The sequence below is a fragment of the Arthrobacter sp. R4 genome (assembly GCF_051365025.1).
Taxonomy (GTDB): domain Bacteria; phylum Actinomycetota; class Actinomycetes; order Actinomycetales; family Micrococcaceae; genus Arthrobacter.
Window position 1 is genome coordinate 146,965 of sequence record NZ_JBLWIJ010000007.1, and the last position, 21,418, is coordinate 168,382.

Below are 21,418 nucleotides of genomic sequence, written 5' to 3' on the forward strand. Positions count from 1 at the left end.
GCTATGGATACGGGGGTGACGGTTCGTCGGGCGCGCGTTGATGACGCTGCCGAGATGGCGCGCGTGCATGTGCGGTCGTGGCGTGAGACGTACCGCGGGGTGATGGCCGACCGTGTCCTCGACGACCCGGAATTGCCCTCCACCCGGGAACGCTTCTGGACCGTCGCCCTCAGCGACGAGCGCTACCAAGCGAACCGCGTCGCGGTGGCCGAGCGCGATGGTGAACTGATCGGGATTGCAATGGCAGGGCCACCCCAGGACTCCGGAACGCAGTGGGGCACGCACCTGTATGTGCTGTACGTCGTTGCGGCTGAGCACGGTTCGGGCGCCGGGGCTGCCCTCCTGGACGCCGTCGTCGGCCCTCACGATTCGGCGGCGTTGTGGGTTGCCGATCCGAATCCCCGGGCGCAGGCGTTCTACCGCAAGCACGGGTTCGTAGCGGACGGGACCGTGAATGTGGACGACGGCGTGCGCGAGATCCGCATGGTGCGGCTCCTCTGAGCTGTGCTGCTTACTGAATTTCCGCGAGCTAGACATAGTGGAGGCACCTGGTGGCCACGCCCCAGATGGTGAGCTCACTGAGGCTGGGGACGCGGATGTCCGGGTAGCGGGGGTTCTCTGCCTGCAACACCACACCTGTGGCGGTGATCCGCAGCCGCTTGACGGTCAGTTCGCCGTCGAGGACAGCGATGACTACAGAGCCGTCCTTGGGTTCGAGGGCCCGGTTGACGATGAGTTCGTCGCCATCGCTGATCCCTGCCCGTTCCATCGAGTCGCCGGTTACCCGGACAACGAAGGTGCTGGTGATGTCCTTGATGAGGTGTTCATTCAGGTCGATCCGGCCGTCGAAGTAGTCCTGGGCTGGCGAGGGGTAGCCCGCGGCAACCGCAACCGGGGACATCAGCACCAGCCGCAAGGAGAGGCCCGCATCTATCACACGGGGACCGACAATAACGCCCACAACACACCTTTATTCGAATATATGTTCGATACTTTGAGTGTACAGGCAGGGGGCGACAGTGCGTCATTCTGACTCAAAAAGTCCGTCACGGACCCCTGCTGAGACGATTTATGGTGAGACGTGTTTCCGGGACATCGGTTAGCCCGGTTTTCTCAGTCCGCAGCTGGCTCCTCCCGACGCCCCGAACAGTGTCTCGAAAAGCTTTTGTTTTCTAAGACGGCGGCATTGTCTGCAGTCGCTGCCTGCAGACAATGCCGCCGCCTTAGTATCGGTGTCTTCAAGACACCGACGTGATCAGCTTCGACCAGCATTCAATGAATGCCATCCTGCAGAGACCGTTAGCTGCTCAGCAACTCAATCGAGTCGGCTCGCGCCGCGGCTTCGAGGGCAATCTCTTGGCAGAGACCCACGTGATTGAGCGGGTCGAGTAGGCCCTCAATTTCCATCTCTGTTAGGTGGGCAGTGACGGTCGGGTTCGCACCTAGGACTTCTCCGAACTGCCGATGTGTCCTGATCGCCTCTTGAGCTGATTCGTAAACGACGTCATGAGCGTGCTGCCTGCCGATGGCGTGACCGAGGGACAGCATGACGGCTTCGGAGGAAACGAGCCCGTGGGTGATTCTCAAATTGGTCCACATGCGGTCCTCGTCAATTTCGAGCTCGGTGAGGATCAGTGTCAGCCGTGCCAGCAGGTCCCCACTTAGGATGATGGCCCGGCTCAGGGCGTCGTCCATCATTGCGGTGTTAGCGCCGTTTACTTCCTGATCGTGCAGCATGGCTTCCATTGCCAGTGGGAGGAGGCTGCGGATTTGAGCGGAGATGGTGGTGCAGTCTTGGGAGAGCTGTGGATTTTGCTTATGTGGCATGGTGGAACTGCCGACGGTGCCCGCTGGTGAGACTTCCTTGACTTCGCCGATTTCGGGGCGCATCAGCGTGTATATTTCGCCTGCAATGCGGCCGCCGGTAGCGGCCAGCAGAGCGAGAACTGCTACGTATTCGGCAAACTGGTCAGCGATTCCTCGTGCTTACGGGCAGTTCCTGCCTTCGCGCCGGCATCAAAATCCTTGGGGCTCTGGTCCGGGGCTAGACTGGGGCCGGTAAGGACGGATTGGGGGATCCAAGGTGGCGCACGCCGCTGTTCCGCTGGTCGGTCGCAACCATCGAACCCGTAGGAACGACCGTGACCTTCTTCCAGGACTACTCGATCCCGGCGCTGCCTCCCCGCCCACGGACGCCGCAGTTCACGCCGCCTCCCTGGACGGCGCCACCCCGCTACGAACTGCCCGCCGTCGTCCCGGTGAGTCGGTTCGTCCACAAATCCCCGACCTTTGTGATGTCCGTTGAAGCCATCAAGGTCTACTCCACGGGATGCATCATGGACATGAACTGGATTCTGCGCCGCACCGACCAGGGGGACCGGAAGTGGGCGGAAATCAATGCCGTCTTTCACCGACCGGCGCCGCAATTGCGCGATGGGGGCATTTCTGCCGACTCCATCCTCCTGCTCGGAGTCCAGTTCCCCGACGGCACCAAGGCCAGCAGCTCATCCCTGACGATGTACGGGCACAGGCCAATGGACCAGGAACCTAGCGGCCCGGTCTTCGAATACCGGCCCAAGGGCGGCAATGGCGGGGAAGATGACATGTCAGCAAACGCCGCACTCTGGCTCTGGCCGCTACCGCCGGCCGGGGACCTGCGCCTGGTCGCCCAGTGGACCGACATGGGCCTGCCCGAAAGCTCCATCATCCTCGACGGCCGTCAGCTTCGAGAGGCCGCTGCAGGAGTCCAAAAGTACTGGCCTGAGGAAGACGTGCAGGGATGAATCCACTCAACAACCCGGTCCTGCTCGTGGTCTTCGCGGCCGTCTTCTTCTACGTCCTCTACGGCGTCATTCGCGCCGCTGTCCGCGACGGCATCCTCCAAGCCGACGAGCGGCGGGAGAAGGCACGTCTCGAGCTCAATAGCGGAGAACGGGGATGAGCGCCCGGGCGTGGCTCACGGCCCCCCAACGGCACCGAGATCCTGATTCTCGTTGTGCTGCTTTGGGCCGGCAGCTGGCTCCTGGGCCGCGGGCGGGACCTGCAAAAGGCAAGGCTATTGAACCACGTCGGGCCCGGCCTCCTCAGTTGCAGATGGCAGGAACTGCCGTAGCCACGTGGTCCTGCCACCCGGACTCGGAATAGGAGGCGTCCGGTAAAGGGATCCCCTTGCGGGCTACCCATGCGCCAAATAGCGCTGTGAAAACGTCGCCGATTACTGCCGAAAGTGTCCGTTTCGGGAGTCGTTTGCACTGGATCCCGCGTAAGTACAAGACGAGTGCAGTGGACTGTTGACTTAGGTTTGTCCCGTGCACCGCCCTGATTCTTAGTTTTCCCGAGCCCGTATCGGACGTCAAAGCCAGCGGACGGCGTGCCCCTCCATTCCGATCAGGTCAAGGCCATCGGTGGTTTCTACGCCATGGGCAAACCGTACCAAGACAGCGCCACCCTGCATGCGCTCGAACTCAGCTTGTATCCACAGTTCAAGCGGGAACGTCGACGCCGCCGTGATGTTGGCCCTGGTGAGGACAGGGACCTTCTCAACGATCCGATGAGTCCGACCCTCCGCGTCGACAAGGTCGACCTCGATCCATCCCGGGAAGTCATCGTCTGCCCATCGCACCGCAGTAGCCCGAACGATCACATGCGTCATATCGCGATTGTTTCACTGGATCCAGTGGAGGGTGAGCAAGTCAGAGTACAGATGACAGGCCGCCGTGCCAATCCATTGCGGGGGAGGGGGCTTCGGAGCCAGGGTGAGATTAGGTCCTGGGGTGCCCGTAAGCCGGTCGATCACCGTGCCCAGGAAACCTGCCGGCACGTCCCGTGCATTTTATTGGCCTAGGTCACGTACGTAAGACCCGCACGATCAAATGCACGGTAATGGGGGGATTACCGCAACCATGGTCCTAATGACTGGGAATGAAGGTCGGCTACGCCCGCGTCTCAATGAGTGATCAGGACCTGACCGCTCAACGTAACGCTCTCCTTGCCCTGGGTGTCGCAGAGAAGCAGATCCTCGTCGGCCACGGGCTTACAGGGGCTAACCGTGTGCGCCCTGGTTTGCGTGAAGCGATGGCAGCGTGCCGAGCCGGCGATACGCTCGTGGTGACCAAGCTCGACCGTTTGGCGCGCTCCCTTTTCCGACGCCCGGGATATAGCCGATGAGCTGACGGCCAAAGGGGTAGTACTTAGTCTTGGCGGCAGCACCCACGATCCAACTGATCCGGTAGGCCGGCTGCTGTTCAACGTCCTGGGAATGGTGGCCGAGTTTGAGGCGGATCTGATCCGGGCGCGCACCCGCGAGGGCATGGCGGTCGCAAAAGCGAAGGGACGACTGAAAGGCAAGCAGCCAAAACACTGTCGTACCTCTCGGCGCTCTTCGTAGCAGTATCACTATCACTCGCCATAAACCGGTGGCGTCCCCTCAGCCTCCACGTGCTCCTGTTTAGCCCGCAAGGGAAGCGGGCTAAACCGTTGGCGGAACAGACCGCACCCGATGGCCGTACGCTGTGCTGTGCAGTGTTGGGCATATTCTGATGCTGATCTACATCCAGAACATTTTCGGAAGCAAGGCACTTCCGGCGGCCATGGCGAAACGAACTGCGGCGATGTTCGATCTTCTGAAGTCCTTGGATGAGACCGGGGTTCAGCCTTGGGCCGACATGTACGTCAATGGACACGGTGAGCACTGGCGTTCCGCCGCCCACTACGTCGCGCGGAATCAAGCGATCTGGGAACAAGCCCTCGCACAGCCCTTCAGCGGATGATCCGATAGCGCACGTGCGTGACGAGGCGGCTGCCGCTCACTTCCGTCGGCTCAAGCGTGAGGTTCCCGACGCCGTCGAGCAGCCGTTCACCCGCCCCCAGGGTCATGGGTGCGATGTGCAGCCGCAACTCGTCGATCAGCCCCGCCGACAAGTACTGGCGGGCCGTCTGCGCCCCTCCGGCGATGGCCACGTCCTTGCTGCCGGCGGCTTCCCTCGCCTTGGCAAGGGCCGATTCGATCCCATCGGTTACGAAGTTGAAGGTGGTTCCGCCCTGCATCTGCACAGGCTCGCGCTCCTGGTGCGTGAGAACGAACACGGGGGCGTGATACGGCGGCTCATCACCCCACCAACCCCGCCATTCTTCGGCCCACGCCCCGGGCCCGGCGAACATGTTCCGACCCATGATGTACGCGCCCGCCGCGAGGATGCCCTCGAGCTCGGGTGCGTTGGCTTCGCGTTCCTCGAACTGCCATCTGTGCAGCAACTCGCCGCCCTCGCCCAAAGGGTCTGTCGGAGTTTGGTTCGGGCCGGCGACGAAGCCGTCGAGGGATACCGTCAGATCGCACGTGACTCGGCTCATGCGCCCATCATGCCACCACCCGGCGGTTCGCGCGCCGGATAAGTGCTCCCCAAAGCTAGGGGTGCCGGACGTCCTGCGGCTGCGGTGCCCCCGCCAGGTCCTGGATCCGTTCCGTTGCCGCCCAGCTCGCGAGCAGGCGCAGCCTTTCATCTGACGGCGATCCGGGCGCTGCGGGGTAGACCGTGAGGGTGAAGCCGGGGTCCTCGGCCAGTTCCATCGCCTCGTAGGCAAGCTCGAGCTCTCCCACCACCGGGTGGTGGAAAACCTTCGTGCCCGCGTAGTGGCGCCGGACATTGTGGGCGGCCCAGCGCGTCCGGAATTCTTCGCTGCGGACGGAAAGTTCTCCGACGAGGTCGGCCAGCCGCTTATCAAAGGGGTTGCGCCCGGTCTGCGTCCGCAGGATCGCAACGTTGGTATTGGCCGCCAGATCCCAGTCGGGGTAAAAATCCCGGGCTTTGGGGTCCAGGAAAATGAACCGGCAGTGGTTCCCGGGCCGGGCTGGCCCGCGGTACATCTCCGAGTACAGGGCAAAGCCAAGCTGGTTGGCGGCCACGATGTCCATGTAGTGGTTGCTGATGAAAGCCGGCGCGGTGGTGATGGAGTCGAGCATGAACTGGAGGGTGGGCCGGACCGCGCCGCTTTGGAGGGGGCGCCGTCGGGCCCTGCCTGACGGGCTGGAAGCGCGCGCAAGGTTATAGAGGTGGTCCCGTTCGGCCTCGTCGAGTTTCAGCGCCCCGGCGATGGCGTCAAGGACACTTTCGGAGGTGCCGGACAGATTCCCGCGCTCAAGCTTTGTGTAGTAGTCCACGCTGACACCGGCGAGCATCGCCACCTCTTCACGGCGCAGGCCGGGGACCCGGCGTCGGCCGCCGTAGAGCGTCAGTCCCGCCATTTCCGGAGTAATCCGGGCACGCCGTGAGGCGAGGAATTCGCGCACTTCCATCCTGTTGTCCACCCGTCCACGCTACCCCCGGACCCGCACGTTAGGGAGGTACTGCCAGGACCCGGATAACCGGAACGCTTGCTGGGAATGACGGCGGGCTGCGGCATCGAACTGTCCGGACACGTCAGGGGGCCGGCGGTGGCTGGGGAGCGTGGCCTGGTCTCACCCTGAGGCCATCTCACCGCCGGCCCCGGCATGTATCCCAAACCCCACCTTGGGAGTGAACAGGCAGCCAAGCCCTGTTCACTAAGTCGCACTACTAATCTATTCCCTCGACGCCCGAAGCGCACGGACCACTTTTCGGCGGGTCACTTATGCCGAGGGTCCGACGGCGGCGCTCAGCCCGTGCGGTCCACCGCCTTCAGAATCGCTTGGCCCAGTTCGCCCGGCTTAGTGAACTGCGGCCAGTGCCCGGTGGGCAGGTCCACGTACTCCACGTCCCGGATGCGGGCAAGTTCGGCGACGAAGGGATGGCCGGCGTCGATCCACTCCGTCAGCAGCGACGACGGGAACTCGCAGGCGATCACCGTGGCCGGGACGTCATACCGCCGCGCATCGTGGAGGTGCTGCTTGTCGTAGGCCACGCCCTTGGGCTCCGGGATGGCCCTTGCCCGGAAGCTGTCCCGGAGTTCGTCCGTCAGGTCCACCAAGTCCTCATCCTCGAAACCGTCCCACGGCGGAAGCGGAATGTCGTCGCCGTCGGCCGGCAGTTCATTATTGATGACGTCCCCTTCACCCAGGGGCCCGCTGTCCACAAAGATGTTCCGTTCGATGCGGTCCGGCCGGGCGTCAGCCACACCGTGGATGATGGCCCCGCCGCCCGAGTGGCCCACCAGCACCACCTTGCCGTCGAGGGAATCCACCTTCTCCACCACGGCGTCGATGTGGGTCCGCAGTCCGATGCCCGCCCGCGATGCGTCAGCGGATTCGAGGCCGGGGAGCGTAAGCGGGTGGAGGCGATGGCCGGCCGCGGCAAGTGGGGGAGTGACCTCATCCCACGACGATGCGTCCAGCCAGAATCCGGGTACCAGGATGATGTCCATGACCGAACCCTACCGGTGCTGCTCCGGCCCCTCAAGGGCGATGGCAAGGGTCCGGAGTCAGCCTGGGACGGAGGCAGGCCCGCGCATCAGCGACCGCAGGTGGTCTCCACGGCAGGGGATTGCAGCATCCACCAGGGCACGGCTGTGCTCGTGGGCGGGGCTGGCGAAGAACGCCTGCGTTTCCGCGACCTCAATCACCCGCCCGTCCAGCAGCACGGCCACGCGGTCGCACATGTACCGGACCACATCCATGTCGTGCGAGATCACAATCAGCGACAGCCGGTGGTCGCGCTGGAGCCGCAGCAGCAGGTTCAGGACAGTGCGCTGGGTCAGCGCATCCAGGGCAGAGGTGGCCTCATCGCAGATCAGCACCCGCGGATCCAGCAGCAGGGCCCTGGCAATCGTGGCGCGCTGAAGCTGCCCTCCCGAGCACTGGCCGGGGCGCCTGTCCAGCATGCACTCGTCCAGTTCCACCTCGGCCATGGCCTCCGCAATCCTGCGGGCCCGGTCCGCGGCAGTGAGCCCCCGCCGCCGCAGGAGGGGCGCCTCCATGCTGGCGCGCAGCGTCATCCGCGGATCGAAGGAGCTGTGCGGCTCCTGGAACACCAACTGGACGGCGGTGGCCTCCGGGGCGCTGCCGGCTTCTGGGAGGTGACGGCTGATGGTGCCGCGGGTGGCTTTTTCCAGGCCGACGACGGCGCGCGCCAAGGTGCTTTTGCCCGAGCCGGACTGGCCCAGGATACCCAGGATCTCCCCGCCTTTCAGCTCCAGGCTCACATCCTCAAGCACGGTGTGCCGGCGCCTGCGCGGGCCAAAGGTCTTGTGCACCCCGGAAAGGGTGAGGACGTCCCGTTCGGCGGGGGCTGGCCGTCGGCGGGAGTCAGGCGCCAACTGCGACGCCGCGAGCAGTTCGCGGGTGTAGTCCTGCTGCGGCGCGGCCAGGACGTCGGCCGTGGGACCGCTCTCGACGATGCTGCCCGCATCCATCACCAGCACGCGGTCGGCGAACGGGGCCACGGAGGCGATGTTGTGGGTGATGTACAGGACCCCGAGCCCGCGCTCCCGGCGCTCGCGGTCCAGGAGCTGGAGTACCTGCCGTTCGAGCATCTTGTCCAGGGCCGACGTCGGTTCGTCCGCCAGGAGCAGCTGGGGGCGGCCGGCGAGGGCGACGGCGGTCATGGCCCGCTGTGCCATGCCCCCGGATAGCTGGTGGGGATAGGAACCGAAGCCCCGGGCGGGATCGGCGAAGCCAACCTCGTGAAGCATCTCCACGGCGGTATCCCTGGCTTTCGCCCCGCGCAGGCCCCCATGGATGCGCAGCGGCTCGAGCAGGTGCTGGCCGATGGTCCGGTTGGGGTTGAACATCCGTTTGGGCTGCTGGAAGAGCATGCCCACCTTGCCGCCGCGGACCGTATTGAGGTCCTCCTCTGCGGCGGCCGTGACATCGACGGTGCCCAGCCGGATGGAGCCGGACGTGATGCCAAGCTGCGGCGGCAGCAGGCGCAGGCAGGACAAGGCGGTGAGGGTTTTTCCCGACCCGGAGCCGCCCACGAGTGCCACGAATTCACCCGCGGCGACGGACAATGACAGGTCCCGGACGAGGGGTGCCGGCCCGGCGATTCCTCGACCGGTGGCACGCGCTGCTCTGCCGCCGTCGGAATTTCCGGCAGGCCCAAGGTTCCGGACTTCCAAACCGCGGATCTCCAACACGCTGTCCGGGCTGCTCATTTCGCCTCCGCCACGGGCAGCAGCAGGGGACCGGCGGCCATATGCGCGGCACGCTGCCCCAGCAGGGTCACACACAGGGCAACCGCAAAGATCGCGAGGCCCGGCGCGAGGATCCCCAGCGGGGCACGTTCGGTGTAGGGCTGCGCGGCGGCCATCATGGACCCCCAGTCCGACTGCGGCGGCTGGACGCCGAGCCCCAGGTAGGACAGGGCGCCAACGCTGATCAGCAACTGGCCGAACCGGAGCGTGGCCTGGCCCAGGATAGGGGCGGCCAGGTGCGGAATGACGTGCCGGAAGATAATGAACGACGGCGGGCAGCCCACCACGCGCGCGGCCTCAACGAAACCGCGGCTTGAGACGTCGTAAGCGAGGGTCCGTGCCAGCCGGGCGAACGGCGTCCAGCCGGTCACGGTCAGGGCCAGCAGGAGCGGCCCGAACCCGGTGCCCAGCGTGGCCACGATAAAGAGCGCCACCACCATCTCGGGAACCGCGAGCAGCACATCGTTGGTCCGGGTCAGGAACTCATCCAACCAGCCGCGCCGGCGGGCGCTGAGCACCCCGGCGGCGACACCGAGCACGCACGTCAGGACAGTGGCCAGCGCAGCCACGGACATGGAGAACCGGCCGCCTTCCAGGAGCCGGCTCAGGGTGTCACGGCCCAGGTGGTCGGTTCCCAGCCAGTGCTCGGCGGACGCCGGGGCGAGGCGCGCGGCAAGGTTCTGCTCCGAAGGCGGGTACGGGTAGATCCAGGGTGCAACCAGGACAGCCAGGATGACGACGGCGAGCACCACGGCCGCCGCGACGGTCGCCACCGGGCGCCTTTGTCCCGTCCGCCTACGCATAGCTGCCTTCCACGGCCGGGCTAAGCAGCCGGTGCACAAGGTCGGCGAGCGTGGTCACGGTGACGGCGAGGACCACCACCACCACCACCCCGCCCTGGGCCAGCGGTATGTCGCTGTTGATGACGGCGTCGAACAGCAGCCGCCCCATGCCGGGTACGGCGAAGATGACCTCCACGATCACCGAGCCGCCCAGCAGCCCCGCGAACCACACCGCGAAGAGCGTGGACAGCGGTACCAGCCCGTTGGGCACCACATGCCGGAGGACCGCCTGGGCGTGGTTCAGGCCCCTCGCCCTGGCCGCGGGAACGTGTTCGGCGGCGGCCGCTTCGATCATGCCGGAGCGGACAGCCGACGTGAAGTAGCTGATGGGCCGCAGCGCCAGGGTGACCGCCGGCAGGATCATCGAGGCCGGGCCCGTCCAGCCCGCGGACGGCAGGACGGAGAGTTTCAGCGCGAACACCAGCACCAGCAGCGGCGCCACCCAGTACTCCGGCATGGCGATGAAAGACTGCGTGACGGTAGTGATCACCCTGTCCGTGGCCTTCCCCTGGCGCAGCCCGGCAGCGATCCCCAGCGGCAGTGACACCAGGACGGCGAGGCCCAACGAAAGGACAACCAGGCTGAGCGTCACGGCCAGGGCAGGCAGGACCTGGTCCGCCACCGGAGTCCGGCTGACGTGCGAAAGACCCATGTCGCCGGCGATGATCCGGCCCAGCCAACGGAGATACTGGAGCACCAGCGGATCCTGCAGGCCCAGGCTGAGGCTCAGTGACTGCACGGCGGCGTCATCCACCACGTCCCCGGACACGCGCGACCTGATGATCTTGCGGACGGGGTCCCCGGGAGTGAAATACGGAATCAGGAACACCGCGAAAGAGGACACCACAACGGCCGCCACCAGCGTTGTTGTTCTCTTGGCGATGAAGGGGAGCATGGCTGGGGCAGGTGCCTAGGAGCCCGACTTGGCGGTCTTGGCGGTCAGGACGTAGCGGGACAGCGGGTCCTGCACGTAGCCCAGCACGTTGGTGCGGATCGCATCCGTTGCCTGCTCGTTGACCAGCCACACGTTGACGGCCTTTTCGGCGAGGATGTTTCCCGCGTCGGCGTAGAGCTTGTAGCGCTCGTCGGGGTCCACGGTCTTGGCTGCTTCGGCCACGATCCGGTCATATTCCGGGTCGCAGAAGTGGCTGAGGTTGTACGCTCCGGTGCAGGTGTAATCGGCGGTGAGGAAACCGATTGGATCGGCGATGTCGATCAGGCGGTTTCGCTGGCTCAACAGCATGTCGTAGTTGCCTGCCAGGACAGCGGGCTCTGCCGCGGCGTATTCCTTGGCCTGGATGCTGACGGGGATGCCCACGGCCTTCAGGTTCTCCTGGATGACGGCTGCCACGTCGGCGAACTCCGCCCGCTCCACGATGGCGATGATCTCCAGCGGCCGGGCCGCGGTGTAACCGGCGTCGGCCAGCAGCTTCTTGGCGGCATCCACGTCCTGTTTCGGGGCTTCCTGCTTGTCGCCGGCCCAGGGTTCAGACGGAGCAAAGACACCCTTGGCCGGGAGGGCCGCACCCTCGTACACGCTGGCCGCCAGCGACTCGAGGTCCAGCGCATCGCGGATAGCGGTCCGGACGTCCACGTTGTTCAGCGGTTCCCTGCCGTTGTTCAGGTACAGGGTGGCCGTGCGCGGCGAATCCGCCTTGTTGACCTTCACGCCGTCGGCGTTCTCCAGTGTGGCCAGGCTCGCAACGGGAATGGAGAGGGAAATGTCGGCCTCTCCGGTCTGGACCTGGGCCGCCCGGGTGGCACCGTTGGTGATGAAGCGGACCTCGGCGCCGGCGAGCTGCACGTCGCCGCCCCAGTAGTCCTCATTCCGTTCCAGGGTCAGGGACTGCTGTGACACTTCGGAGGCCGGGACAAATGGCCCGGTGCAGTGCCCGAACGGATTCAGGTTTTCTCCGGCGTACGCGGCCGGGGCAAGGATGCCGGCGTTAACGCTGGCCAGCCGGTACGGGACCAGCGGGCTCTCGGTGGGAGTGGTGATGCGGACGGTGTTGGCGTCCACCGCGGTGACGGCGCTGACCATTTTGCTGTTGAAGGCGCGGGCCGGGACGGTGGCGGCGAGGACGTGGTTCAGGGCGCCAGCCACCGAATCTGCTGTCAGGGCTGTCCCATCCTGGAATTTCACGCCTTCGCGGATGGTGAAGTCCCAGTCGAGGGGACTGGACTGGGACCACTCCGTAGCCAGCATGGGAACCACTTCGCCCTTGGCGGCGTCGTAGCTGGTCAGCGTCTCAAGGCAGCCGGAGAGTGACAGGACGTACGCGGCATCGGATTCGAGCGCCCAGTTGGCCACGGGCGCGCGGAAGTTGTCCACCACAATCCGCTGGTTGGTGTCGGCCGTGGGGGTCGCAGTGCCCTGTTGGGCCTGGCCACCGCTGAAACCGCAGCCGCTCAGTGTCAGGAGGGCGGCAACGCCCAGGGTGATCCGGGATCGGTGGAGTGGACGCACGAAAAACCGCCTAGCAGGACCCGAGGGGACGTCGGGGAAAAATGAGGACTACTTAGGTTAGCCTTGCCTGCCGCGAAAGGGCTAATCCCGCACGGCGGGCCACCGTAATACTCCAGCGCCCAATATCGCGCCGCAGTATTCCGGTGGCCCGCTGGCACCGCCCTCCGGGCAGTTCCGCGGCAGTTACGGCTTGACGGAAAGTCCGACGGCGTCGGTGGTCACCTTGCCGTGGGCATTCTGGAATATGGCGCGCACCTGCAGTCCGGCCTGTTCCGGGACTGCAGTGAACTCCAGAGTGGACCGGTAGCTGCCCTCGTCCGTCCGCCGGGTGGCAGGTTGGGTTCCCGTCCGCTCCCAGGTGGTGCCGCCGTCGGACGATACCTCCCATACCGCCACCGGCCCGGGTGTTCCGGTGGCGGTGGCAGTGAAAGTGGCCGTCTTGCCAGCTTTGACGGCCGCAGCCTTGGGCTGTTTCTGGACTGCCGGAAGTTCCACGCTCTGGTCGAACTCCGGCCAGCCGTCCACCCAATTGATCTTCTGCAGGCCGAGCGTGGGGAAGTAGGGGATGTCCTCGTTGGAGCCGTCGTAGTAGTGGAAGGCCAGGTAGTCGCCAAAGACCGACTGTCCACCTGGTCCGGTGATGGCTCCATGCGAATCGAGCACCACCGACCCGCCGCCGCCGAACATGTCGCGGCCCTCCTTGTCCAGATAGGGGCCTTTCACCGAGGTGGAACGGCCTACCGCCACTTTGTAAGTGGAGTCGGCGCCGCGGCAGCAGGAGTCGAAGGAGACAAACAGGTAGTAGTAGCCGTCGTGTTCAGTGATGTATGGCGCTTCGACGGGGTTGCCGGGCATAAAGCGGTCCGCGATGTTCACGGTTTGCGCCTGCCAGCCCTCCACCGGCTTGCCGGTAGGCCACTCGAGCGGGACCAGGAAGATGCCGTACCAGAACGATCCGATCGCCATGTAGGGCTGGCCGTCGGCGTCTTCGATGATCCCGGCGTCGATCGCGTTGAACGTTTTGCCGGGGTTGTTCGGGTCAAGGCCGGTGGCCGGGGAGGAGACCACCAACCCCTGGTCCACCCATTCATAGTCGGGATCGCTCGGGTCCAGGGTGGTGTTGGTGGCCAGTGCCGTCAGGGAGTTGTTCCCGCCAAAGCGCGACGCCGAGTAGTACAGGTAGTAGGTGCCGTCATGTTCGGTGATTTCCGGCGCCCAGAGGTTGCCGGGGAGGTCGCCGTCAGAGAAATGCTCATCGATCCAGGCTGGAATCCGGTCCCAGACCGTGCCGGTGTACTCCCACGTGGTTCCCTCATCGTGCGAAGACCAGATCTGGATAGTTCCGCCGTTCTCCCGGTTCAGGAGCCCGGTGGAGTACACGTACCAGGTGCCGTCCTCGGCGATGATCAGGGCGGGATCGTGGATGGGGGAGGTGTCGCCGACCACCGATTTGCCGCCGGGGAGATCGGCGGGCAGCTCCTGGCTGGCCTTTGCCTGGATGGCCGGGGCATCCCAGGCGGCTGCGGCAATATTGTTCGTTGCTGGCTGGGCTGGGGCTGACGCTGTGGCTGGAGGCAACGCCAACGCCGCGAGGGCGAGACCTGTGACCGCCGCCAATCCTGCGGCGCGCACAGTCCAAGAACGTGACTTCGTCATCACGTGGTCCTTCCGAAAGGTTTGTCCGGGAATGGGGTTATGGCGTCGGGGATGCGCCGAGGCCGGATTTATTGCAACGTTGTAACGATGAATATTCCACGCGTGGCCGCAGGCGTCAAGGGAGTTGGCGGCGGATGAAAACTTATTGGGCATCACCCCTTGACGGCATCCGACAGGCTGTGTGAAGGTTTCTTACAACGTTGCAAACGAATGGCTCCGGATGCGGGTCCGCCATTGCGGACTGCGGGGCAAGCTCTGCACCAGCCAATAAACTTGATCGCTCAACCCAACTCGGAAGGACTGCGTGATGATGAAGTCACGTCCCATGGCCGCTACCCTGGCGCTCTTTACCGCCGCCGGCCTGATGCTCGGCGGATGCTCCGCCCCCACCGGTGGGGACACCGGCGAAAAGAAGCTGACCTTCATGTTCCGCGGGGGTGAGGACGAGAAGAAGGCCTACGAAAAGGCCGTTCAGCAGTTTGAAACGGAGAACGGCGTGGACGTGGACATCATCGTCACCACTGCCGACCAGTACGCCACCAAGCTGAAGGCCGCCATCGCCGGCAAGCAGGTTCCGGACGTGTTCTACATCGGCCCCGGCGACGTCCAGGCCTACGTGCAGAACGGCATCGTCAAGGACATCACCGAATACGTGGAGGGTTCGGACACGATCGACCTGGACAACATCTGGGAATACGGCGTGGACAGCTACCGCTACGACGGGAAGCGAGTGGGTGAGGGCTCCATCTACGCCCTTCCCAAGGACGTTGGGCCGTTCTCCTTTGGCTACAACAAGACCATGCTGGAAAAGGCAGGCATTCCCCTGCCGGATAAGGACAAGCCCTACACCTTCGATGAGTTCGTTGCGGCTGCCAAGAAACTTACCGCGGACACCAATGGCGATGGCACGCTGGACCAGTGGGGCACCGGCCTGAACGTCCAGTGGAACCTGCAGCCGTTCGTGTGGTCCAACGGCGGCGACTGGCTCAACGAAGACCGCACCAAGGTCACCGTGGACACTCCGGAATTCGCCCAGTCCCTCCAATGGTTCGCCGACCTGCAAAACGTCCACGGCGTGACGCCCTCTGTGGCCGAAGCGCAGACCCTGGACACCTACCAGCGCTGGATGAAGGGCGAAATCGGGTTCTTCCCCATCGCCCCCTGGGACCTCTCCACCTACCAGAAGCTGGACTTCGACTGGGACGTGATCCCCTACCCGGCGGGTGAATCCGGCAAGACCGCCAGCTGGGTCGGCACGCTCGGCATCGCGGTCTCCGAAAGCACCAAGCACCCCGAGGACGCCGTCAAGCTCGTCGAATTCCTGACGGCCAACAAGGAAGCACAGCAGAGCCTGGTGGACGCCGGGATCCAGATCCCCAATCTGAAGGACATGGCCGAGACCTGGGCTGCGGACACCACCACCAAGCCCGCCAACAAGGCCGAGTTCCTGGAGATCGTCAAGGACTACGGCCGCGCCCTCCCGGGCGGCAACACCTACAACGCCGAGTGGTACGACGAACTGTTCACCAACATCCAGCCCGTGCTGGACGGAAAGCAGACCGCCGCGGACTACCTGAAGGAAGCCCAGCCCAGGATGCAGGAATTCCTGGACGCCGCCAACCAGCAAGCCGGCAACTAGCCCGACAGACCGGGTGCCGCGGCCCTGCCCGAACGGGGCCGCGGCACCCTATCCACCAGCCTTTGCGTGCCGCTTGGCGCGCCACCCATTAAGAATCAAAGAGGATCCAGCGATGACAACCATCACGCGCCCGCGACGCTCGCGGCTTCACCGGAAGGAACACCAGGCCGCCCTGCTCTTTGTTGCCATACCGGTGATCGGGTTCCTCCTCTTTACGCTCTTCCCGCTGCTGTTCTCCGTCTACGCGTCCTTCACTAACTGGAACGGCATCTCCGCCCCGGTCTTCAAGGGCCTGGACAACTACACCAAGATGTTCGGGGACCGCTACTTCCTGAAGTCGCTGTGGAACACGCTGTTCATGATGATCGGCATCCCCATCGGCCTGGTCATCTCGCTGGCCCTGGCATTGGCCATGAACCGCAAGATGCGCGGAACCACGTTCTTCCGCACCGTCTACTACCTGCCCGTGATCTCCTCGATTGCCGCCGTCGCCATCCTTTGGCAGTGGGCTTTCAATGGCGACTTCGGCCTGATCAACCAGGGCCTGGGCCTGATCGGCATTGACGGCCCCAACTGGCTGCAGGACACGGGCACGGTGAAGCCCGCGCTGATCATCATGGCCGTCTGGAAGGGACTGGGGTATTCCATGCTGCTGTACCTGGCCGCGCTGCAGTCGGTGCCGCGCTACCTCTACGAGGCAGCAGCCCTCGACGGCGCCTCCGCCTGGCAGCAGTTCCGCCACATCACCATCCCCATGGTCCGTCCGGTCACGTTCTTCCTGATCGTCACGTCCATCATCGGCGGCTCGCAGATCTTCGTGGAGATCAACATCATGACCCCCACCGGCGGCCCCGAGTTCGAGTCCGCTTCCATCGTCTGGTACATCTGGCAAAAGGCGTTCGACAACCTCCAGATGGGCTACGCCTCGGCCATGTCCGTGGTCCTGGGACTGCTGGTGTTCATCATTACCTTCATCCAGTTCCGGCTCAACCGCCGCAACCAGTTTTCGATCGATTGAGGCAGGCAGCCATGTCCGCACAGAACGTCATCAGCACCCCTCCGCTGGAACCCACCGAAGCCATCCCGGCTACCGGCGGACGCGGCCGCTCCGGCCTGCCGGCCAGGAACGGCCACCGCTCGGCCAAGTCGACACTGAAGCTCGGCAACATCATCACCACGCTCATCCTGTCCGTGGGCGCGATCATCATGATTGCCCCGCTCGCCTGGACTTTCTCCACGTCCTTAAAGACGAAGGACGGCGTGTTCGAACTGCCGCCGCAGTGGATTCCGGACCCGTTCGTATGGGAAAACTACGCCCGGATCTGGACCGCCGGACCGCTCCTGAGCGGGATCCAGAACAGCCTGATCGTTGCGTGTTCAGTCACCATCGTTGGATCGCTGACCTCCGCGCTGGCAGCGTTTGCCTTCGCCAAAATGCGGATGCCCTTCAAGAACGTCCTGTTCCTCGGGCTGCTGTCCGGCCTGATGATCCCGTTCCCCACGCTGATGATCCCGCAGTTCACCATCTTCGCCGGCATAGGCTGGGTGGACACCCTGCTGCCGCTGATCGTGCCGGGACTCTTTGGCAACATCATCATGATCTTCTTCCTGCGCCAGTTCCTGAACAGCGTTCCGGACTCCATCGTGGAAGCCGCCCGCATCGACGGCGCCTCCTACCTGCAGATCTTCTGGACCCTGATCATGCCCGCCATCCGGCCCGCGCTGGCCGCGCAGTTCATCCTCTGGTTCATGGCTGTGTGGAACGACTACCTGGCGCCCATCATCTACCTGAACTCCCCTGGCACGCAGACCCTGCAGCTGGTCATCGCCAACTTCAACGCCCAGTACGCCATCCAGACCGACTACCCCTTGATCATGGCCGCCTCGTTCATCGCGCTGCTGCCCGTGCTGATCGTCTTCATTGTGTTCCAGCGCCAGATCATCGAGTCCATCGCCCTGTCCGGGTCCAAGGGCTAGCGCCATGACCACCGCAGATCTCACCAGTGCTGACGCCCCCGCCTTCGATTCCGCAGCAGACCCTGCCTCCTGGGGGGCCCGGCACGCCCACGACCCCACCGTGATCCGCCACGACGACGGCACCTACTACATGTTCTCCACCGATTCCGTGGCCAACTCGAAAGATATTCCAGCCGGGGTACATGTCCGGACGTCTGTGGACCTGGTGGAGTGGACATATGCCGGAACCGCGTTGAATGGCGTTCCGGGGCCAGCCGTTGAATGGTCCCAAGCGCAGGGACTCTGGGCGCCCGAGGTGGTCCGCTGGGAGTCCGGGGACTGGCACATGTACTACTCCGCCTCCACCTTCGGCTCCAATACGTCCGCCATCGGGCTGGCTGTAGCGCCCTCACCGGCTGGCCCCTGGCAGGACCGCGGCCTCGTGGTGGCCACCCGCTCGGGGCAGCACTCCCAGAATGCCATCGATGCCGCAGTGACGTTCGACGCCGACGGCGCCCCCTGGCTGACGTACGGTTCGTTCTTTTCGGGGATTTACATCCTGCCGCTGGACCGGACCTCCGGGCTGCCGCTGGTGAAGGGGGACCTCGGCTCCGTCATCGCCCGCCGGCCGAAGTCCGTCGAAGGCGCAGTAGAAGGCGCGTTCATCCTCCGCAGGCCCGAGGATGGCCGGTACGTCCTTTTCGTGTCCTACGATTCGTTGTTCAGTTCCTACAACGTGCGGGTGGCCGTGGCAGACTCCATCACCGGCCCATACCGTGACTTCCATGGCCTCGCCATGACGGATGTGGACGCGCTGCCGGCGTCCGTGGGCACCAAGGTATTGGGCAGCCACCAGTTCGACGGCGGCACGGGCTGGCTTGCCCCTGGCCACAACTCGGTACTCACGCAGGACGGCCCGGGCGGGAGCCCGGAATACTTCATGGTCCACCACGTTCGGTTCGCGGCTGACCCCAGCGAGCATGTGGTGCAGTTGCGGCGCCTATTCTTCAACTCCGCGGGCTGGCCGGTTGTCTCACCGCAGCCGTTCGCCGGCCGGGAGACCGAGACGTTGCCCGTGCCGGAGCCTGTGGCCGGCACCTGGCAGGTGCTCCGGCTCGATCCGGGGTCAACGGCACTTGTCCCTGCGGTCGCTGCCGAACTGGCCAGCGTTGTTCCCCTCGTATCGGGTGGGACACCAACTCCCGCCCGGTTGCTCATCGCCGGGGCCCAGGACGGATCAGGTCGGGCCGTTGAACTTGATGCTGTGGTGTTCGGGTCCTGGGACTGGGCCCGTAACCGCCCGGCATTGTCCTTTAGCGGAATCGACCAACACGGCGTGGCCTGGAGCGGAACCAAGGGCGGCGCGTCATGAACGACGTTCCGTTGGGGTGGGCCGGACGGGTGATGCAGTGGCTTGCCTTCGCCACCCGCCTGGTGCTGGTCAACGTGCTGTTTGTGGCCGGGACGCTCGCCGGGCTGATGGTGTTCGGCCTCTTTCCGGCCGCCGTTGCCGCCACCACTGTCCTGGGCCGCCTGCGCCTGGGCGGAACAGATGCCGACAGCCAGGGTGGTCACGTGGTCCGGGACTTCGTGACCGTGTACCGCTCGCAGTTCTGGCACACAAACCGGGTGGGCAGCATTTTCTGGCTGGCCGGCGTCGTGCTTTACCTTAATGTCCTGACCGCCGGAACAGCGACGGCGTCCGCGGGCGCCGATGGGACTTTGCTGGTTCATGCTGTCCTGCTGGTACTTGCTGCCCTGGCCGGCCTGGCCACCCTCGCTGCAGCCGCAACGTCGGTGGCCCTGTGCAGCCGCTACCGCGACTCCGTCACCAGCGTGTGGCGGACGGCGCTTGTCCTGCCCCTTGTCTCGCCCCTGATGAGCCTGTCGCTGCTGGCCACCCTGACGGCCGCCGTCGTCGTCTTCTCCGCGGTGCCGGTGCTGGTGCCGTTGGTGGGGGTATCCCTTCCGCTGCTCCTGTCGGGCTGGTTGGTGGGGCGCCGGCTGGCGGCGTTCGAAGCGGCTGAGACAGTCCCTGCCGCCGGACAAACCGAACCCGCACAGGCCATCACGCCGGCCGCCGCCTAAGAATCCCAAGTTCGCCCTTACAAACGTCAACCCCCGTCTTTTACAACGTTATACAGAACAGGAAAGAACCGTGACCATCACCTCCGCTGCTGCTGAACAGACCGACTTGGCTGTTGTGGCGCCCACCGTCATCACCATCGACCGGTCCGCCGTCGTTGCCCCCGTCAGCCGCCGTATCTTCGGCTCCTTCGTGGAGCACCTGGGCCGCTGTGTGTACGACGGCATCTATGAACCCGGCCACCCCACGGCCAACGAGGACGGCTTCCGGCTGGACGTCATCGAACTCGTCAAGGAGCTCGGCTCCAGCACCATCCGCTACCCCGGCGGCAACTTCGTCTCCGGTTACCGGTGGGAGGACGGCGTGGGTCCGCGCGAGGAGCGTCCGGTCCGGCGTGACCTCGCCTGGCACTCCCTGGAGTCCAACCAGGTGGGCCTGGACGAGTTCGCTCGCTGGTGCAAGCTCACCGGCTCCGAACTGATGATGGCCGTCAACCTGGGCACCCGCGGCATCGAAGCGGCCCTTGACCTGCTGGAATACACCAACCACCCCTCCGGCACGGCCCTCAGCGACCAGCGCATCGCCAACGGTGCCAAGGACCCCTACAACATCCGCATGTGGTGCCTGGGCAACGAGATGGACGGGCCGTGGCAGATCGGCCACATGTCCGCCGAGGATTATGGCAAGATCGCTGCCCGCACCGCGTCCGCCATGAAAACGGCGGATAAGAACCTGGAGCTGGTGGTGTGCGGCTCGTCAGGATCCTCCATGCCGACGTTCGGCGAATGGGAACGTGTGGTCCTGGAGCACAGCTACGACTACGTGGACTACATCTCCTGCCACGCCTACTACCAGGAGCGCAACGGTGACCTCGGCTCCTACCTCGCCTCCTCGCTGGACATGCAGTACTTCATCGAAACCGTGGTGGCCACCGCGGACCACGTCAAGCACAAGCTGAAGAGCAAAAAGACCATCCAGCTCTCCTTCGACGAGTGGAACATCTGGTACCTGGACGAACACCAGGCCTCCGACGAGGTCAACGAGGAATGGACCCACGCGCCGCGCCAGCTGGAGGACACCTACTCCGTGGCCGACGCCGTGGTGTTCGGCAACCTGCTGATCACCCTGCTGAAGAACCACGACCGCGTGGCAGCGGCTTCCCTTGCGCAGCTGGTCAACGTCATTGCCCCCATCATGACCGAACCGGGGGGCGACACCTGGCGCCAGACCACGTTCTTCCCGTTCTCCGTCACCTCCCGCCTGGCCCGCGGCGAGGTCCTGCGCCCGCGCATCGAGGCCGGCACCTACACGACGGCGGTCTACGGCGAGGCTCCGTTGGTGGACGCCGTAGCCACGGCCGACGCCGGCCAGTCGGCTCTCTTCCTGGTAAACCGCAGCCAGACCGAGTCCATCGACGTGACCGTCAATGTCTCGGACCTCAACGCCACGGTGATCACCGAAGCCGTGACCCTGCATGACGAGGACGTCTACGCCAAGAACACCCTCCAGGATCAGAACCGGGTTGGCCTGAAGCAGCTCCAGGGCGCCGTCCTTGAGGAGGGCACGCTGACGGTGACCCTGCCGCCCGTGTCCTGGTCCGCCGTCGCGCTTGGCTGACGTGCTTTCCGAGCCGGCTGCCGGCCGCCCTGCTGTTCGATTGACAGCTGTTC

The 21,418-nt window shown here is 64.9% G+C and carries 21 protein-coding genes and 1 pseudogene; 11 read left to right on the forward strand and 11 right to left on the reverse strand.

All coding sequences use genetic code 11. The features are described from left to right. The first annotated feature begins 3 nt into the window (after positions 1-3). A complete protein-coding gene (locus ACLKOZ_RS03740; RefSeq protein WP_436472902.1) occupies positions 4-501 on the forward strand; it encodes an N-acetyltransferase family protein in 498 nt (165 codons plus the stop codon). A 28-nt stretch (positions 502-529) separates the two neighbouring features. On the opposite strand, the gene ACLKOZ_RS03745 is transcribed toward ACLKOZ_RS03740, so the two are convergent. Further along, the gene (locus ACLKOZ_RS03745; protein WP_436472904.1) at positions 530-961 is read right to left on the reverse strand and encodes a LexA family protein; all 432 of its coding nucleotides are present in this window, start codon (positions 959-961) and stop codon (positions 530-532) included. 338 nt (positions 962-1,299) lie between these two features. Then, positions 1,300-1,977: a lyase family protein gene (locus ACLKOZ_RS03750; protein ID WP_436472961.1), complete on the reverse strand. Its 678-nt coding sequence runs from the start codon at positions 1,975-1,977 to the stop codon at positions 1,300-1,302. 164 nt (positions 1,978-2,141) lie between these two features. Between ACLKOZ_RS03750 and ACLKOZ_RS03755 the strand changes: the two genes are divergently transcribed. Then, positions 2,142-2,783, forward strand: a complete 642-nt coding sequence (locus tag ACLKOZ_RS03755; protein WP_436472906.1) for a hypothetical protein — start codon at positions 2,142-2,144, stop codon at positions 2,781-2,783. Further along, positions 2,780-2,941 (forward strand): hypothetical protein, encoded by a 162-nt coding sequence (locus ACLKOZ_RS03760; protein WP_337350506.1) that lies wholly within the window; start codon positions 2,780-2,782, stop codon positions 2,939-2,941. Before ACLKOZ_RS03755 ends, ACLKOZ_RS03760 begins: the two co-directional genes overlap by 4 nt. A 411-nt stretch (positions 2,942-3,352) precedes the next feature. Here the strand turns inward: ACLKOZ_RS03760 and ACLKOZ_RS03765 are convergent, their stop codons facing one another. Beyond that, complete coding sequence (locus tag ACLKOZ_RS03765) at positions 3,353-3,652, reverse strand: hypothetical protein (protein ID WP_141140119.1); 300 nt, start codon at positions 3,650-3,652, stop codon at positions 3,353-3,355. Between the two features lie 269 nt (positions 3,653-3,921). Here ACLKOZ_RS03765 and ACLKOZ_RS03770 point away from each other — a divergent pair. Together ACLKOZ_RS03770 and ACLKOZ_RS03775 are read left to right on the forward strand one after the other, a co-directional pair. Then, positions 3,922-4,357 (forward strand): annotated as a pseudogene (locus ACLKOZ_RS03770) (recombinase family protein); the annotation flags it as partial. 181 nt (positions 4,358-4,538) lie between these two features. Then, complete coding sequence (locus tag ACLKOZ_RS03775; protein WP_436472909.1) at positions 4,539-4,769, forward strand: hypothetical protein; 231 nt, start codon at positions 4,539-4,541, stop codon at positions 4,767-4,769. On the opposite strand, the gene ACLKOZ_RS03780 is transcribed toward ACLKOZ_RS03775, so the two are convergent. The 8 genes from ACLKOZ_RS03780 to ACLKOZ_RS03815 all read right to left on the reverse strand — a co-directional run bounded on the left by ACLKOZ_RS03780 (position 4,759) and on the right by ACLKOZ_RS03815 (position 14,067). Then, positions 4,759-5,349: a dihydrofolate reductase family protein gene (locus ACLKOZ_RS03780; protein ID WP_436472911.1), complete on the reverse strand. Its 591-nt coding sequence runs from the start codon at positions 5,347-5,349 to the stop codon at positions 4,759-4,761. The genes ACLKOZ_RS03775 and ACLKOZ_RS03780 overlap by 11 nt on opposite strands. Positions 5,350-5,404: 55 nt before the next feature. After that, positions 5,405-6,304, reverse strand: coding sequence for a helix-turn-helix transcriptional regulator (locus tag ACLKOZ_RS03785; RefSeq protein WP_337350522.1), 900 nt, complete (start codon positions 6,302-6,304; stop codon positions 5,405-5,407). Positions 6,305-6,630: 326 nt separating this feature from the next. After that, complete coding sequence (locus ACLKOZ_RS03790) at positions 6,631-7,335, reverse strand: alpha/beta fold hydrolase (RefSeq protein ID WP_436472913.1); 705 nt, start codon at positions 7,333-7,335, stop codon at positions 6,631-6,633. A gap of 57 nt (positions 7,336-7,392) precedes the next feature. Further along, positions 7,393-9,063 carry an ATP-binding cassette domain-containing protein gene (locus tag ACLKOZ_RS03795; RefSeq protein WP_436472915.1) on the reverse strand — a complete coding sequence of 557 codons (1,671 nt, stop codon included), beginning with the start codon at positions 9,061-9,063 and terminating at the stop codon, positions 7,393-7,395. Continuing rightward, positions 9,060-9,905, reverse strand: a complete 846-nt coding sequence (locus ACLKOZ_RS03800; RefSeq protein ID WP_436472917.1) for an ABC transporter permease — start codon at positions 9,903-9,905, stop codon at positions 9,060-9,062. The genes ACLKOZ_RS03795 and ACLKOZ_RS03800 overlap by 4 nt, the downstream gene beginning before the upstream one ends. Beyond that, positions 9,898-10,839 (reverse strand): ABC transporter permease, encoded by a 942-nt coding sequence (locus tag ACLKOZ_RS03805; RefSeq protein WP_436472919.1) that lies wholly within the window; start codon positions 10,837-10,839, stop codon positions 9,898-9,900. The genes ACLKOZ_RS03800 and ACLKOZ_RS03805 overlap by 8 nt, the downstream gene beginning before the upstream one ends. 15 nt (positions 10,840-10,854) lie before the next feature. Next, positions 10,855-12,411, reverse strand: coding sequence for an ABC transporter substrate-binding protein (locus tag ACLKOZ_RS03810; protein WP_436472921.1), 1,557 nt, complete (start codon positions 12,409-12,411; stop codon positions 10,855-10,857). A gap of 183 nt (positions 12,412-12,594) precedes the next feature. After that, the gene (locus ACLKOZ_RS03815; RefSeq protein ID WP_436472923.1) at positions 12,595-14,067 is read right to left on the reverse strand and encodes an arabinan endo-1,5-alpha-L-arabinosidase; all 1,473 of its coding nucleotides are present in this window, start codon (positions 14,065-14,067) and stop codon (positions 12,595-12,597) included. A gap of 307 nt (positions 14,068-14,374) precedes the next feature. Here ACLKOZ_RS03815 and ACLKOZ_RS03820 point away from each other — a divergent pair, with 307 nt between their 5' ends. The 6 genes from ACLKOZ_RS03820 to ACLKOZ_RS03845 all read left to right on the forward strand — a co-directional run bounded on the left by ACLKOZ_RS03820 (position 14,375) and on the right by ACLKOZ_RS03845 (position 21,365). Next, on the forward strand, positions 14,375-15,706 hold the full coding sequence (locus ACLKOZ_RS03820; RefSeq protein ID WP_436472925.1) for an ABC transporter substrate-binding protein: 1,332 nt from the start codon (positions 14,375-14,377) through the stop codon (positions 15,704-15,706). Positions 15,707-15,818: 112 nt separating this feature from the next. After that, positions 15,819-16,724, forward strand: coding sequence for a carbohydrate ABC transporter permease (locus tag ACLKOZ_RS03825; RefSeq protein ID WP_337345255.1), 906 nt, complete (start codon positions 15,819-15,821; stop codon positions 16,722-16,724). An 11-nt stretch (positions 16,725-16,735) separates the two neighbouring features. Next, entirely contained in the window at positions 16,736-17,683 is a 948-nt protein-coding gene (locus tag ACLKOZ_RS03830; RefSeq protein WP_337350528.1) for a carbohydrate ABC transporter permease, read from the forward strand. Between the two features lie 4 nt (positions 17,684-17,687). Continuing rightward, complete coding sequence (locus tag ACLKOZ_RS03835) at positions 17,688-19,034, forward strand: arabinan endo-1,5-alpha-L-arabinosidase (protein WP_436472928.1); 1,347 nt, start codon at positions 17,688-17,690, stop codon at positions 19,032-19,034. Further along, a complete protein-coding gene (locus tag ACLKOZ_RS03840) occupies positions 19,031-19,750 on the forward strand; it encodes a YesL family protein (protein WP_436472930.1) in 720 nt (239 codons plus the stop codon). Before ACLKOZ_RS03835 ends, ACLKOZ_RS03840 begins: the two co-directional genes overlap by 4 nt. Positions 19,751-19,820: 70 nt before the next feature. Then, positions 19,821-21,365, forward strand: coding sequence for an alpha-N-arabinofuranosidase (locus ACLKOZ_RS03845; protein ID WP_436472932.1), 1,545 nt, complete (start codon positions 19,821-19,823; stop codon positions 21,363-21,365). Positions 21,366-21,418 lie beyond the last annotated feature (53 nt).

What these genes read in the sequence shown, in the direction of transcription:
- ACLKOZ_RS03740 (WP_436472902.1), top strand. Translation starts at nt 4, where the DNA reads ATGGATACGGGGGTGACGGTTCGTCGGGCGCGCGTTGATGACGCTGCC.
- ACLKOZ_RS03760 (WP_337350506.1), top strand. Translation starts at nt 2,780, where the DNA reads ATGAATCCACTCAACAACCCGGTCCTGCTCGTGGTCTTCGCGGCCGTC.
- ACLKOZ_RS03765 (WP_141140119.1), bottom strand. Translation starts at nt 3,652, where the DNA reads ATGACGCATGTGATCGTTCGGGCTACTGCGGTGCGATGGGCAGACGAT.
- ACLKOZ_RS03775 (WP_436472909.1), top strand. Translation starts at nt 4,539, where the DNA reads ATGCTGATCTACATCCAGAACATTTTCGGAAGCAAGGCACTTCCGGCG.
- ACLKOZ_RS03780 (WP_436472911.1), bottom strand. Translation starts at nt 5,349, where the DNA reads ATGAGCCGAGTCACGTGCGATCTGACGGTATCCCTCGACGGCTTCGTC.
- ACLKOZ_RS03790 (WP_436472913.1), bottom strand. Translation starts at nt 7,335, where the DNA reads ATGGACATCATCCTGGTACCCGGATTCTGGCTGGACGCATCGTCGTGG.
- ACLKOZ_RS03795 (WP_436472915.1), bottom strand. Translation starts at nt 9,063, where the DNA reads ATGAGCAGCCCGGACAGCGTGTTGGAGATCCGCGGTTTGGAAGTCCGG.
- ACLKOZ_RS03800 (WP_436472917.1), bottom strand. Translation starts at nt 9,905, where the DNA reads ATGCGTAGGCGGACGGGACAAAGGCGCCCGGTGGCGACCGTCGCGGCG.
- ACLKOZ_RS03805 (WP_436472919.1), bottom strand. Translation starts at nt 10,839, where the DNA reads ATGCTCCCCTTCATCGCCAAGAGAACAACAACGCTGGTGGCGGCCGTT.
- ACLKOZ_RS03815 (WP_436472923.1), bottom strand. Translation starts at nt 14,067, where the DNA reads ATGACGAAGTCACGTTCTTGGACTGTGCGCGCCGCAGGATTGGCGGCG.
- ACLKOZ_RS03820 (WP_436472925.1), top strand. Translation starts at nt 14,375, where the DNA reads ATGATGAAGTCACGTCCCATGGCCGCTACCCTGGCGCTCTTTACCGCC.
- ACLKOZ_RS03825 (WP_337345255.1), top strand. Translation starts at nt 15,819, where the DNA reads ATGACAACCATCACGCGCCCGCGACGCTCGCGGCTTCACCGGAAGGAA.
- ACLKOZ_RS03830 (WP_337350528.1), top strand. Translation starts at nt 16,736, where the DNA reads ATGTCCGCACAGAACGTCATCAGCACCCCTCCGCTGGAACCCACCGAA.
- ACLKOZ_RS03835 (WP_436472928.1), top strand. Translation starts at nt 17,688, where the DNA reads ATGACCACCGCAGATCTCACCAGTGCTGACGCCCCCGCCTTCGATTCC.
- ACLKOZ_RS03840 (WP_436472930.1), top strand. Translation starts at nt 19,031, where the DNA reads ATGAACGACGTTCCGTTGGGGTGGGCCGGACGGGTGATGCAGTGGCTT.